The sequence below is a fragment of the Streptomyces huiliensis genome, from assembly GCF_020037025.1.
In the GTDB taxonomy this organism is placed as follows: Bacteria; Actinomycetota; Actinomycetes; order Streptomycetales; family Streptomycetaceae; genus Streptomyces; species Streptomyces huiliensis.
Window position 1 is genome coordinate 80737 of the sequence record NZ_JAIQLH010000029.1, and the last position, 13376, is coordinate 94112.

The 13376-nt window shown below is 71.1% G+C and carries 13 protein-coding genes; 3 read left to right on the plus strand and 10 right to left on the minus strand.

Annotated features, from left to right (window positions below; all coding sequences use genetic code 11):
• Nucleotides 1-16: 16 nt before the first annotated feature.
• The 5 genes from JNW98_RS06865 to JNW98_RS06880 all read right to left on the minus strand — a co-directional run bounded on the left by JNW98_RS06865 (nt 17) and on the right by JNW98_RS06880 (nt 2012).
• Nucleotides 17-205 carry a hypothetical protein gene (locus JNW98_RS06865; protein ID WP_223767179.1) on the minus strand — a complete coding sequence of 63 codons (189 nt, stop codon included), beginning with the start codon at nt 203-205 and terminating at the stop codon, nt 17-19.
• A 5-nt stretch (nt 206-210) separates the two neighbouring features.
• Complete coding sequence (locus JNW98_RS36080; RefSeq protein WP_263420493.1) at nt 211-345, minus strand: hypothetical protein; 135 nt, start codon at nt 343-345, stop codon at nt 211-213.
• Between the two features lie 134 nt (nt 346-479).
• Nucleotides 480-1310, minus strand: coding sequence for a helix-turn-helix domain-containing protein (locus JNW98_RS06870; protein WP_223767180.1), 831 nt, complete (start codon nt 1308-1310; stop codon nt 480-482).
• Complete coding sequence (locus tag JNW98_RS06875) at nt 1307-1831, minus strand: DUF6879 family protein (RefSeq protein ID WP_223767181.1); 525 nt, start codon at nt 1829-1831, stop codon at nt 1307-1309. Before JNW98_RS06875 ends, JNW98_RS06870 begins: the two co-directional genes overlap by 4 nt.
• Complete coding sequence (locus JNW98_RS06880; RefSeq protein WP_223767182.1) at nt 1815-2012, minus strand: hypothetical protein; 198 nt, start codon at nt 2010-2012, stop codon at nt 1815-1817. Before JNW98_RS06880 ends, JNW98_RS06875 begins: the two co-directional genes overlap by 17 nt.
• A 200-nt stretch (nt 2013-2212) precedes the next feature.
• Between JNW98_RS06880 and JNW98_RS06885 the strand changes: the two genes are divergently transcribed.
• On the plus strand, nt 2213-2995 hold the full coding sequence (locus tag JNW98_RS06885) for a VOC family protein (protein WP_223767183.1): 783 nt from the start codon (nt 2213-2215) through the stop codon (nt 2993-2995).
• Between the two features lie 24 nt (nt 2996-3019).
• Here the strand turns inward: JNW98_RS06885 and JNW98_RS06890 are convergent, their stop codons facing one another.
• Nucleotides 3020-4240 carry an LCP family protein gene (locus JNW98_RS06890; RefSeq protein ID WP_223767184.1) on the minus strand — a complete coding sequence of 407 codons (1221 nt, stop codon included), beginning with the start codon at nt 4238-4240 and terminating at the stop codon, nt 3020-3022.
• Between the two features lie 120 nt (nt 4241-4360).
• Between JNW98_RS06890 and JNW98_RS06895 the strand changes: the two genes are divergently transcribed.
• Nucleotides 4361-4918 (plus strand): acyl-CoA thioesterase, encoded by a 558-nt coding sequence (locus JNW98_RS06895; RefSeq protein ID WP_223767185.1) that lies wholly within the window; start codon nt 4361-4363, stop codon nt 4916-4918.
• Between the two features lie 289 nt (nt 4919-5207).
• Here JNW98_RS06895 and JNW98_RS06900 read toward each other — a convergent pair whose 3' ends face one another.
• Complete coding sequence (locus tag JNW98_RS06900) at nt 5208-6884, minus strand: LCP family protein (RefSeq protein ID WP_308015507.1); 1677 nt, start codon at nt 6882-6884, stop codon at nt 5208-5210.
• A gap of 198 nt (nt 6885-7082) precedes the next feature.
• Between JNW98_RS06900 and JNW98_RS06905 the strand changes: the two genes are divergently transcribed.
• Nucleotides 7083-8111, plus strand: coding sequence for a glycosyltransferase family 2 protein (locus JNW98_RS06905; RefSeq protein ID WP_223767187.1), 1029 nt, complete (start codon nt 7083-7085; stop codon nt 8109-8111).
• A 64-nt stretch (nt 8112-8175) separates the two neighbouring features.
• Here the strand turns inward: JNW98_RS06905 and JNW98_RS06910 are convergent, their stop codons facing one another.
• The 3 genes from JNW98_RS06910 to JNW98_RS06920 form a co-directional block, all read right to left on the minus strand.
• Nucleotides 8176-9996, minus strand: coding sequence for an LCP family protein (locus tag JNW98_RS06910; RefSeq protein ID WP_223767188.1), 1821 nt, complete (start codon nt 9994-9996; stop codon nt 8176-8178).
• 101 nt (nt 9997-10097) lie between these two features.
• The gene (locus tag JNW98_RS06915; RefSeq protein WP_223767189.1) at nt 10098-11963 is read right to left on the minus strand and encodes an LCP family protein; all 1866 of its coding nucleotides are present in this window, start codon (nt 11961-11963) and stop codon (nt 10098-10100) included.
• Nucleotides 11964-12212: 249 nt separating this feature from the next.
• The coding region (locus JNW98_RS06920) for an LCP family protein (RefSeq protein ID WP_223767190.1) at nt 12213-13376 on the minus strand (1164 nt) is incomplete at its 5' end.

The window sequence follows — 13376 nt, forward strand, 5'->3', positions numbered from 1 at the left end:
CCGGGCGCTCGCGGCCTCACCCGACGCCGACTCCGGCCTGCGCCTTGATCGTCTCCACGGCGTCCTCGGTCAGCCAGCGCAGGGGGACCACGGTCCACCTGTCACGCTTGCGCATGACCACGGCCTTGCCGTCCCTGGTCCGTCCGACGTGCACGAAGCCGTGGTCACGACGCAGGTCCTTCGCCAGGCTCTCGCCGTGGATCACCGGCACTACTTCCCTTCGCGGTCCTCGTCGTCGGCCATGCTGCTGTGGACGTTCCCGTTCTGGGAGACGCGGGTGTCCGGATCGGTCGCCTGGTCCTGATTCGTGTACGGGTCCCAGTCGTCTTCGTTCTTCTTACCCATCCTTGCGCTCCTTCTGCCGTCGAGTGGTCGGGCGGGGTGCGCCGGCCGCAAGCCGGAAGGCACGTACTCAGCCGCTGGACGTGCCTTCCGCTCCGGGGCACGGGACCAGAGTGGCGACGCGGCCGGGAGCCGGTCTAGGACGTTTCCTGTTCGCTCAAGAATTCGTCGCGGATGGCCTCGACCATGCTCCGCATCTCGTCCCCGGCTACCGCCGCTCGCGTGAAGCCCTCGAACTTCCGGACATAGAGCTCCACGTCTTTCGGCTCGGTGACGACCAGTTCGGCGTGGACGGTTTCCACGGTGACCAGACGGTCGTCCCTGATCACGAAAGCGTGATTGGCCACGTCGCTCTGCCGGGACCCCAGGGGAACCACACGGATGTCCACGTGGGAAAGCCGGGAAAGGGAAACGATCCGATCCAGCTGGGCGGCCAGCATCGGGCGGGGAACGATCTGCCAGCGGAGGGCCGACTCCGTAATGACGAAATGCAGTTCCTTGGCGTTGTCGTAGAGGACGGCCTGGCGTTCGAGCCTGCCGTCGATCGTTCGGGTGAGTGCGTCGTCGCCCAGGTCGTGGCGCCGCAGAACAGCCCTGACGTACTCCGCCGTCTGCAGCAAGCCGGGGATGAGAGCCGGCTGGAACAGGCGGAGAACCGACATCTGGGCTTCGAGCGCCTTGACGGCGTGCTGACCCTTGTGGACACCGGTCCGCCTCAGCAGCCGCCAGGCCGTCGCCTCCGTGGCCGCAGCGCGGGTGGCCTCCGTGTACTCCGCCTTGACCGCGTCGGACACGCCGATGGCAGTCAGGATGCGTTCCACATCGGTCGCGCTGGGGGCGAGCCTGGAGTTCTCGATCTTCGACAACTTCGAAGGAGACATGAGAGCACTGCGGGCGACTGCCTTGGCCTCCCTGCCGGATGCCTCACGCAGTGCCCGCAGTGCCGCGCCGAGCTGAGCTCCGTTCACTCGCCGTGTTTGGCCCACCAGTGCGCGAACGGCTCCGCATGGGCGAACGCGGTGTCCCGGTGCCGGACGTACTCCTCCGCTGTGCCCTCGGGGAGCACCTCCGCTCCGAGGAAAGCCCCCTGATCGTCATATTGCATGACGGCAGCGGCCTCCGCGTCGAACAGCCAGAAGTCCGGGACCCCCGCCAGCGGATTGGGCCTGTCGGTGACGTCGAGGATGAAGAACTCTTCCCCTCCGGTCATGTTCTTCCGATAACCCCAGCCGAGTTCGTAACGAAGGTAGGCCGTCAGCGGACGCGTCAGTACGTGTACCCGCCAGACGCGCTTGCCGCGGACGGTGTGAGACCGGACTTCGGCCACCCAGTCGGCGTTGTAGTCGGTGGGTTGCGGTGCGCCGGAGAGGAACGCCTGATATGCGGCGGTGTTTCCCGACCTGCCGTAATCGTCCAGGGTCTCCAGCCGGAACGCTTCTTGCTCGAATTCTTCGAAGAGGTCGCCCAGACTTTTAGACGAGCTGCTCACGGATGACCTTCCGGATGAGCTCCATCGGGATCTCCACCAGGGTTTCGTGAGCGGGAATCTCGAGTCCGTGGTCGGTCGGCGTCTCGCCCTGCACGAGCAATGTGTCGCGGTCCGTCGTGTACAGAGCCGGGCAGTCCTTGAGGTCACACGTGCTGGCCAGCAGCGTCGCCTTGAGCGTCATCGGTCCCTCTCCTGAGGTGTGCTCCCCGCGTGAACCCGATGCTTCCGGAGCCGTGACCCGAGGGTCAAGAAGTGCCGGTTGAGGGAACGGGAAACCGCGCACCGAACCGGCGCGGAGCGCCCAAGTGGCGCCCCCGCCCCACACCCCCCACCCTGGACACGACCCCTGGGGGGACCGCCGTGGGCCAGGAGGCGAGCGTCATGCCTGAGGTACGTGAGACGTATGCGCCCGGAACGCCCTGCTGGGTGGATCTGATGGCGCCGGACCAGCGGGCGGCGCTCGACTTCTACCGGGATCTGTTCGGGTGGCAGGGGGAGCCGGGGCCGCCGGAGACGGGCGGGTACGCGGTGTGCACGCTGGACGGGCGGGCCGTGGCGGGGATCGGGCCCGCGATGGCGCAGGAGGGGCAGCCCCCGCCGCCGACCGCGTGGACGACGTACCTCGCGGTGGCGGACGCCGACGCCACGTCGGCAGCGGTCACGGAGCACGGGGGACGGGTGCTGATGCCCGGGATGGACGTGCTCACGTTCGGCAGGATGGCGGTGGTCGCGGACTCCACGGACGCCGTCTTCGGACTCTGGCAGACCCGGGACTTCTTCGGGTGCGAGGTGGTCAACGAGCCGGGCGCGGTGATCTGGAACGAGCTGAACACCTCCGACCCGGAGTCGGCGGGGACGTTCTACGCGGCCGCGCTGGGCATCGAGGCGACGCCGATGGAGGAGGCGCCCGGCTACTTCGCGCTGAAGGCGGGCGGGCGGCCGGTCGGCGGGATGCAGGGGCTGGAGCGGTTCCCCGAGGGCACGCCCTCGCACTGGCTGACGTACTTCGCCGTCGACGGCACGGACACCACGGTCGACGCGCTCGTCCGGGCGGGCGGCTCGGTCCTGGTACCGCCGTTCGACATGGTGGCGGGCCGGATGGCCGTGGTGTCCGACCCGCAGGGCGGGATCTTCGCCGTCATCCAGGGGGCGGAGCCGGCCTGAGCGCGGCCCCGCCCGGGGTGAGCGCTAGGAAACGGTCACCTTCTCGTCCTTCTTCAGCTGCTCGAAGAGCTGCTTGGACTTCACCGGGTCCCACTTGACGGCCACACCGTCGCCGCGCGTCGACAGGTTGGCGTTGCCTATCGGCACCGTCATCTGCTTGCCGTCGCCGCCCGTGACGTCCTTCATGGCCCAGAACATCGACGCCAGGTCCCACAGCTCCATGTCGTCGTCGACTATCAGCGTGTCGAGGCCGGAGCCGATCACCGGGTAGAGGGTGAACGGGTTGAGGACGGTGGACGGCGAGGCCGCCTGCTTGGCGAGGGTGTTCAGGAACTTCTGCTGGTTGCGCATCCGGCCGAGGTCCTGGTCGGCCTCCTGGTGGCGCTGGCGGACGAAGGCGAGCGACTGCTTGCCGTCCAGCGTCTGGCAGCCGGCCTTGAGGTCGGCGCCCGAGTCGCGGTCCTTGACCGCCTTGTCCAGGCACATGTCGACGCCGCCGAGCGAGTCGACCAGGTTGCGGAACCCGCCGAAGCCGATCTCCGCGTAGTGGTCGATGCGCAGGCCGGTGTTGAACTCGACGGTCCGGACGAGCAGCTCGGGGCCGCCGTCCGAGTACGCCTGGTTGAGCTTGTGGGTGGAGGCGGCGAACCGCTTGCCGGTCTTCTGCCCGGTGAAGGCCGGGATCGTGACGTACGAGTCCCGGGGGAGGCTGAGCATGGTGGTGCCGTTGTCACCGGTGTGCAGGATCATCATCGAGTCGGTGCGCTTGCCGTCGGCCGACCCGGTGTGCAGGTCCTTCTTGTCCTCGTCGGACAGTCCCTCCCGGCTGTCCGAGCCGACGATCAGGTAGTTCGTGCCGTCGCCCCCCGACGGGCGCTCCTCGACCTTCCCGAGGTCGACCTCGCGGCGCAGCTTGGAGTCGGCCCAGAAGTAGGTGCTCACGGAGACCACCAGCACGACGGCGAGGAAGGCGAGCAGACCTATGGTGATCCGCTTGCGCCAGTTCGGCCGGCCGCCGCGCGGCGCGCGCCCGCTCGGGGTGCTGCTGCCGCTGCCGCTGTCGCCGCCGTTGCCGCGTCCGTAGACCTGGCCCGTGTTGTAACCGTCGTCACGGTGACCGCCCGCCGGGCCCGGCTGCCCGGGCCGCGGCGGCCCGCCGGGCGCCCCTTGCGGGCGCGGGTGGGCGCCGCCGCCTCCGTACTGGTACCGGCGGTCGTTGTTCCGCACTTCGGGCCACTCGCTCATGAGAAGAAGTGTGCCCGGCCGGACGACTGCTCCGGCCGGGTGGTACCGGACCGGGTCATGCCTGTTGCAGAGCTGACACACGGGCGGCCGGGTATGTGCGCCCCGCATACAGTGGGGTGCATGACCACTCAGGACCGAGCCGCCGAGTCCGGCGCGGCCGGGATATCCGGCAAGCCGACCTCGGCCTCCCGTACGACGCTGTCCCACATCATGACCGCGAGCGACACGAACCTCTTGGGGACCGTGCACGGCGGGGTGATCATGAAACTGGTGGACGACGTGGCCGGAGCGGTCGCCGGACGGCACTCCGGCGGCCCCGCGGTGACTGCGTCCATGGACGAGATGGCGTTCCTGGAGCCGGTCCGCGTCGGCGACCTCGTCCACGTCCAGGCGCAGTGCAACTGGACCGGGCGCTCCTCGATGGAGGTCGGCGTCCGCGTGATGGCCGAGCGCTGGAACGAGTCCACCCCGGCCGTCCAGGTCGGCAGCGCCTACCTCGTCTTCGCGGCCGTGGACGAGGACGGCAAGCCGCGGCCCGTCCCGCCGGTGCTTCCCGAGACGGAGCGGGACCGGCGGCGCTACCAGGAGGCGCAGATCCGGCGCACCCACCGGCTCGCGCGCCGGCGCGCGATCAAGGAGCTGCGCATGAACCGGGCGGCGGAGGGTCTGGAGGACTGAGGGTGCCCCGGTCCCTCCCCCAGAGGGGGCACCCCCACTTCGCCGATTCCCGGGGGCCAGCCCCCGGACCCCCTGAAACCGCGCTCCGCGCGGTTGTCCTCAATCGCCGGACGGGCTGAAGTGCACGCCCGAGGCGGCACTATCCAGCCCGTTGGGGGTGCCCCCTCTGGGGGAGTTTGAGGACGAGCGGCGGAGCCGCGACAAGCGGGGTCTGGGGCGCGGCCCCAGGAATCGGCGAAGTGGGGGTGCCCCCTCTGGGGGAGGGACCGGGGCACATCCCCCCCGGCGCTCAGCCGCCGCACACCGCCCGATCCCCCGTGACCACCTCCCGCCCCGCGGGTCCCGGCCCCGACCCGGGCGCCGGCGCCGGCCCCCGCACAGCCCGCACCCCCGCGAAATCCGCCCCCAGCGTCACCTGCATCAGCGGCCCCTGCCCCGCCACCGCCTGTACCTCCGCCCCGGGCAGCGCCCCCGCCAGGGAGCGCGCGGAGCGGTCCCAGCGCGGGTCGTAGGCGATCACCGTGCGCAGGGCGGTCGGCGGCCGGGCATCGGCCGGGAGGCCGGTGGTGAGGAAGCCGGCGGCCCGCAGCGCCGCGTCGGCGTCCTGCCCGAGCCCGGGACGCCCGGAGCCGTTGAGGACCTGGACCCGGATCTGCTCGGGCGGCACATCCACGGACGCGGACCCGGCGGACGGAACCGGCGCGGCGGACGGGACCGCCCCGGCCGACGCCTCGGGCGCGGCGGACGGCGCCGGCGCCGGTGACGGCCCAGGACCCGGCCCAGGACCCGGCCCAGGACCCGGCCCAGGACCCTTCCCATCCACCTCCGCGCCCCCCACCGGGACCCCGCCGGCTCGCCCCCCACCCCCCGCCAGCGGCCGATCCTCCCGCAACGCGCGAAAGAGCGGCGCCGCCGCCCCCTCATCCCACCGCACCGTCGACCCGACCCCCGGCACCGGAAAGTCGACGGACGCGATCGGCACCGACGTGAACTCCGTCGCCGCCGGCCGCAGCCCCCGCAGCGTGCGGCCCAGTTCGACCAGCTCGGCCCCGTCGAAGCCGCGGTCCGCGCGGACCGCGCCCAGCAGGGCGCCGGCGACCCGGCGGAACACCGGCGGGTCGAGGAGGACGCCGCTGCTCGTCACCCGCTGGAGCAGGGTGGCGACGAAGCGCTGCTGGCGGCGCATCCGGCCGAGGTCGGCGCTGGCGTCGAGGTGCCGGGAGCGGACGTACTGCAGCGCCCGGCCGCCGTCCAGCGTGCTGGTCCCGGCCGGCAGGTCGAGCCCGCTGTGGTCGTCCCGGAGCGGTTCCTCCGTGCAGACGCGCACCCCGCCGACCAGGTCCACGGTGCGCATGAAGCCGGCGAAGTCGATCTCCAGGTAGTGGTCGACGTGCACCCCGGTCAACTGCTCGACGGCGCTGACGGTCAACGCGGGCCCGCCCTCCGCGTACGCGGCGTTGAGCTTCTGGGGATGGGCCGGGCGGAGGGCGCCGGACGCGTCGGTGCGGGCGGGGAGGACGGTGTAGGTGTCGCGCGGGAGGCTGACGACGGACGCCCGGTCGCGGTCCCGGGAGAGGTGGACCAGCATCATCGTGTCCGTGCAGTGACAGGACTCGCCGCCCAGGTGGTAGCGGGTGCGCTGGTCCTCGGTGACGGCGTCGCGGCCGTCGGTGCCCACCACCAGGACCGTGGTGCCGTGCCCCGTCCGGGGGCGGTGCGGGAGCCCGGTGAAGGGGTCGACGCGGCGGATGCCCCGGTCGATGCCGTGCACCACCGCGTGCCCGGCGCCGCCGGCCACCAGGATGACGAGGGCGAGCGCGGTGGCGACGCGCAGTCCCCAGCGGGGCCGGTGCGGTGCGCCGTGCCGCCCCCGGTCCGGGCGGCGGAGGCTGTCCGGTCCCGGATCCGGTCCCGGGCCCGGCCCTGGGTCCCGTCCTGGCTCCGGTACTGAGTCCGGTCCTGGCACTTCGTGACCTCCGCGACGAGCTGGGGGGAGGGAACCGGGACACCGTAGGTCAATACGATCAACGGTCCGCGGCTCCACGCCGTCCGGGCCCCCTCCGCCACCCGGGCGGCGCGGATCGGCGTCCTCCGTTCGCGGTAACGTGACCGACGTTTCCGTCCACCGCGGGGTGACCCCTGACCCCCGTACTCCCGAGGAACCATGCCAGAGCAGCAGCCGCCCGCCGTTTCCGTGATCATGCCGGTGCTCAACGAGGAGCGTCACCTGCGCACCTCGGTGCGGCACATCCTGGAGCAGGACTACGCCGGCGAGCTGGAGGTGGTGATCGCCCTCGGTCCGTCCACCGACCGCACGGACGAGATCGCCGCCGAGCTCGTCCGCGAGACTGCGTCCAGTACACGCGCTCGCGTGCACACGGTGCCCAACCCGACGGGCCGCACCCCCGCCGCCCTGAACGCGGCGATCAAGGCGTCGCGGCACCCGATCGTGGTGCGGGTGGACGGGCACGGCATGCTCTCGCCCGACTACATCAAGACGGCCGTGCGGCTGCTGGACGAGACGGGTGCGCAGAACGTCGGCGGCATCATGCACGCCGAGGGGGAGAACGACTGGGAGCGGGCCGTCGCCGCCGCCATGACCTCGAAGATCGGGGTCGGCAACGCGGCGTTCCACACCGGCGGCGACGCCGCCCCGGCCGAGACCGTCTACCTGGGCGTCTTCCGGCGGCAGGCGCTGGAGCAGCAGGGCGGGTACAACGAGGAGTTCATCCGCGCCCAGGACTGGGAGCTGAACTTCCGCATCCGCGAGGCCGGCGGGCTGATCTGGTTCTCGCCGGAGCTGAAGGTCTCGTACCGCCCCCGGCCGAGCGTGCGCGCGCTCGCCAAGCAGTACAAGGACTACGGCCGCTGGCGGCACGTCGTCGCCCGCTTCCACAAGGGCTCGATCAACCTCCGCTACCTGGCCCCGCCGACCGCCGTCGTCGCCATCGCGGCCGGGATCGTGGTGGGCGCGGCGGTCACGCCGTGGGCGCTGGTCGTCCCCGGCGGCTACCTGGCGGCGATCGTCGCCGGGTCGGTGCCGGCGGGCAAGGGCCTGCCGCTGAAGGCGCGGGCGCGGATCCCGGTGGCGCTGGCCACCATGCACATGTCCTGGGGCTTCGGCTTCCTGACCAGCCCGCGCTCGCTCGCCGAGCACGTCATCGCCAGCCGCCGCCCGGCGGTCCGCGCGTAGCGGACATCGTCGAGTGGGCCGTCTCCGCCGACCGGAGACGGCCCACTCGTGCGTCCGCGACCGGTCAGAAGCGGTTGATCGGGTTGACCTCCATGCAGGCGGACGCGTCGTCGCCGTTGAGCGGGTCGGCGCTTTCCGGAGCCTTGTTGTCGGCGTTGTCGTTCTCCGGCTTGCCCTTGCCGTTCTTGGGGTCCTCGTCCCCCGCCGCGGGCTTGCCGCCGCCGGACTTCTTCCCGTCCGCCTTCTTGGCGTCGCCCTTCGCCTCCGCCGGCTTCGGGTACGTGTCGCCCTCGCGCCAGTCGCCGCCGATCACCAGCGTCACCTGCTCCGCCGACGGCGACAGCCGCACGGCGTCCTCCGGCAGCCCCAGCGCCTTGGCCACGGCCAGGGCGTCGGCGCGCTGCGTCTGCTTGGGGAAGGTGATCGTGGTGTCGGCCTGGGCGCGCGGGGTGGAGTCGGACGTCGCCTTGGTGAAGCCCTGCTTGACGAGGTACGACGCGATGTCGGAACCACGGCCGGCGGCGGGCGGGAGGACGGCGGTGCCGGTGCCGTTGAAGACGGTGACGGCGATGCGGTCCTTGGCGACCTTGGGAGCCTTGGCGCCCTTCTTGCCCGCGTCCTTGGCCTCCGCCGGCTCGGGCTTCTTCTTGTCCTTGCCGTCCAGCGCGATGTCGTTGCGGACGAGCGAGAACAGCTTGTCGGCGTCGCCCGACTTCGGGATGACGTGGGCGTCCGGGTCCTGCGGGTCCTGCACCCAGGGCATGGTCGTCATGGTGATCCGGGCGGACGGCACCCGCTTGATGTCGTTGCCGAGGTCGTAGAGCTTCTTGACCGAGCCCAGGTCCTTGTCGACGGTCAGCGCCTTGGTGGCCGACTCGGCGAGGTCGGTGAGCTGCCCGGGGTCGCTGAGCCGGCTGCCGGACTTCAGCTGACGGACCATCGAGTTCATGTAGAGGTGCTGGGCGTGGGTCCGGCCGATGTCGCTGCCGTCCTCGAAGCCGTGCCGGGTGCGCAGCCACTGGAGGGCCTGCTCGCCCTTGATGGTGTGCGAGCCCTTCTCCAGCCGCAGCCCCGACTTGTCGTCGCGGATGTTGCTCTTCACGCAGACCGGCACGCCGCCCACCGCGTCGGCCATGCTCACCACGCCCGCGAAGTCGATCATCATGAAGTGGTCGATGGGGATGCCGGTGAGCTCCTCCCAGGTGGCCACCGTGCAGCCGGGACCGCCGTTCTGGAGGCTGGTGTTGATGATCTGGCTGGTGGTCTCCTTGTAGATCCTGCCGTCGGCCGGGTCGGTGCACTTGGGGATGGTCACGCGGGTGTCCCGGGGGACGCTGATGACCGACATGTTGCTGCGGTCCGCGGAGACGTGGACCAGCATCTGGACGTCGGCCAGGGCCGGCCGGTCGGCGTCCTCGCGGGCGCCGCCGAGGTCCTGGTTCTCCTTGCTGTTCCGGCTGTCGGACCCGAGGAGGAGGATGTTGAGGGGGCGCTGGCCTTCGGCGTTGGGGACGCTCCGGTCGAGCTGCTTGTCCCCGAGGTTGAGCTTGCTCTTGCGGATGTTGCCGTTGAGGTGTCGGTAGTACAGGTAGCCGGCCGCGGACGTCCCGAGGACGAGCACCGCGAGGCAGAGCGCGGTCCAGCGGACTATTCGGATCGCGCGGCGGCGCGGCGGTCTGCCGCCGCCGCCCGACGGGCGGTCAGTTCCCTTGCCCGCCCCGCCTTTTCCGGCCGCAGCGGAGGCGTCCTTGCCGGACGCCTCCTCCTCACCGGACTTCCCGGACGTCCCGGGCTTTCCGGCCTCCTCGGCCTTCCCGCCCTCCCCGGCTTTCTCATCGCCCCCGTTGTCGGCCTTTTCTTCCCCCCGAAGACCGTTGAGCCGCATTGGGCCTCCCCCTGACTGGTGCGCACGGCCCGCAGGGCAGGTGCGTTGTACCTGGTGACTCTGTTACCAGGTAGTGAGATGCACAAGTGTGTTCGCAGGATTCACTTCGCGCAGACGTTCTTGTCGTCGGCCTCGATCCGCTGGATGTCCTTGGGCGCCTGCTTCGGTGCCTTCGGCGGCATGACCGGGACGCCCGCGCCCTTGAAGTCGGCCCCGAGGGTGAGCGTCATCTCGGCCAGGGGAGCCGCGTCCTTGTCGGTCTGGTGGAGGGCGTCGGCGGGGAGGCCCATGACCTCCGCCAGGCGGCGGGCCTGGTCGGCCTGGTTGGGGGCGAACTCCAGGACCGTCTTGGCGGCCTTCTGGCCACCGGTGCCCGCGTTGCCGCCGTTGCCGGCGTGCGGCATGGCCTTGGTGTTCTGCATCCAGGTCACGGTCTCCTGGGCGGCGCCCACCTTGCCGCTGCCGTTGAGCACCTTGACGCGGACCTTGGCCGGCTCGGCCTTGGGGCCCTTGAGCAGGGCCGCCTGCTTGGCGTCCTTCTCCTTCTCGGCGGCCTTCTGCTTGTCCTTGGCGGCCTTCTCCTTGCGCTTGACCTCGGTGAGGGAGACGTCCTCCCGGACCATGGCGAGCAGGGGGTCGGCCTTCGTCTCGTCCAGGACGACCGTCTTGTGGATCTTGCCGTCGGCCGGGTTGTCCTTCACCGGCAGCGTGGCGAAGGTGATGTTCTTCAGGTCCACCTTGCTCAGTTCCTTGGCCAGGCTGGTGAGCTTGGAGATGGACCCTATGCCGGTGTCGACCGTCAGCGACTTGGTGGCGGCGTTGCTGAGGTCGTAGAGCTTCTTGGGGTTGGTGAGGGTGTCGTCCGACTTCATCTTGCGCATCATCGAACTCAGGAACTGCTGCTGGAGCTTGATGCGGTCCAGGTCGCTCTCGAACCCGAAGCTGTGCCGGGTACGGACGAACGCCAGGGCCTGCTCACCCTCGATCTCGTGCCGGCCGGCGGAGAGCTTGAGGTGCGACTTGGGATCGTTGACGTCCTTGCCCACGCACACCTCGACGCCGCCCACCGCCGAGGACAGCGACTTGACGGCGTTGAAGTCCGCCATCATGAAGTGGCTGACCTTGAGCCCGGTGATCTTCTCGACGGTGCGCCAGGTGCAGCCCGGGTCGCGCTCCGACTGGCCCAGGCTCTCGTTGAAGCGCACGTTCTTGGAGCCGGGGATGTTGCGGGTGGTGCCGTCCTTCTTGGTGGGGCACTCGGGGATGTCGATGATCATGTCGCGCGGGATGGAGATCACCGTCGCGTTGGAGCGGTCCTCGGCGACGTGGAAGAGGAGCGTGGTGTCGGCGTGCCCGACGCTGCCGTTGTCGCCGTATCCCGTGTTGCCCTTGCCCGACCGCTTGTCCGTGCCGATCAGCAGGATGTTGACCGGGCCGTCGGGGACGGCCTCGTTGTCCACTCCGACGTCGATCTTCTCGATGTTGCCGTTGAGGTGCTGGTAGAGGAGGTACGCGCCCAGCGAGCCGCCCACCAGCAGGAAGGCCAGTGTCCCGCCGGTCCACAGCAGGACCTTCTTCTTCGTGCTCTTCTTCGGCTTCGGCTTGCGGCGGCCGGTCGCGGCGGCCGCCGCGGTGGCGCCCTTGCCGCCCTTTCCGGCCGGTGCCTTCCCCGCCGGTGCCTTGCCGGCCCGCCGGCCGCCGCGCTGCTCGGGCAGCGGGCGTCCCCCGCTCCGCGATCCCTGCGCGGGCTTCTTCCGCGGGCCCGGGGTGCCGCCGGAGGCGGTGCCACCGGACGGATTGCCGCCGGTGAGATTGGACCGCGCACCGGCGGGGGAGACATGGTCAGGGGAGGGATCCGACGGGTCGGAGGGATCGAGGCGCAGCTCGTAGCTGCCGGTCTTGGGGTCGAACACCCACTGGTCGGCGGGGTCGATGCCGTCCGCCCGCCCACGGCCTTGCGCGTCCACGGTCGCTTGAGTCCTCCGTCGGTGCCACGCGGCGCCTGCCCCCGAGGCGCTCGGTCATGTCGTCTTGCAGTGCGCGGTCACCGGCCGTGCGCACCGGACCGCTCACACTATCCGCCCAGTTCAGCGGCTAGCGACGTCAGTGACAAATCACGCACCCCTACAACTGGGCAATCCGCCCCATCTCTTCGCCGGAGTGCCGCCCCCGACGCTTTCGCCGGGGCGAAAAGTCCGATCGTACCCCCGGCACCGTCAGCCGCAGATGCCGCGGGCGGCGGTGGTGCCCTCGTAGGTGGGGGGAGCGGTGGGCGACGGGGACGCGGGGGGGCTCGGGGACGGGGCCTCCGCGGGGGCCTCGGAGGGCTCGTACTCGCGGGGCGGCGCGGCGGGTTTGCCGTCGGCCGGGCGGACGCGGGCGGTGACGGGCACCGGCCGGTCGTGCCGCAGCAGTTCGAAGAGCCGGTCCGCGTCCGGCTGCACCAACTCGTCGCGGTTGGCGTTGTACTGGTACGGCCGGCGCGGCACGGTCAGGAACCGGACGTGATCGGTGGGGATGGTGCGGACCGTGCGCACCAGGTCGTACATCTTGCGGAGCGAGTCGAGCCCGGCGTCCGTGGTGAGGGACTTCGTCGCGGCGTCGAGCACGGGGTAGAGCCGGGTGGGGTTGAGGAGGACCCCGTCGCTGCGCATCTCCTGGAACAGCGCCCCCAGGAATTGCTGCTGACGGCCCATGCGTTCGGTGTCGCTGCCGTCGCCGAGGCCGTACCGCGCGCGGACGTAGCCGAGGGCCGCCTCCCCGTGCAGCACCTGCCGCCCGGCGGGCAGCCGCAGCCGGGCCTCGGGGTCGTCCATCGGCTGCGCCAGGCAGACCTCGACGCCGTCGACGGCGTCCACCAGCCGTTTGAAGCTGGCGAAGTCCACGATGATGTGGTGGTCGATGCGGATGCGGGTGATGTTCTCCACCGTGCGGATGGTGCAGGCGGCCCCGGCGTCCTCGAAGGCCCAGTTGAACTGGGCGAAATGCTCGTTGGTGTAACTTCCGTCCGCTTTCCGGCAGCTCGGGATCTTCGCCATCAGGTCGCGGGGCATGCTGACGGCCGTCGCGCTCTTCCGGTCGGCGGCCAGGTGCAGCAGGATCGTGGTGTCCGAGCGCTGGGTGCCGCTGTCCGCGCCGTACTTGCCGTTCTCCGCGCCGCTGCGGCTGTCGGAGCCGATGATCAGGACGTTCTGGGCGCCCGCGACCAGGGCCGTCGGGCGCTCCCGCTCGTACCGCGCCAGCTCGTTCGCCGTCCGGGTGTCCGTGGTGATGTTGCCGTCGAGGCGCTCGTAGAGCACCCAGGCCAGCACCGTCACCGCGACCAGCAGCACCGCCGTCCCCAGCAGCAGCCGGCGCACCCAGCGGCGCCGGCGGCGCGG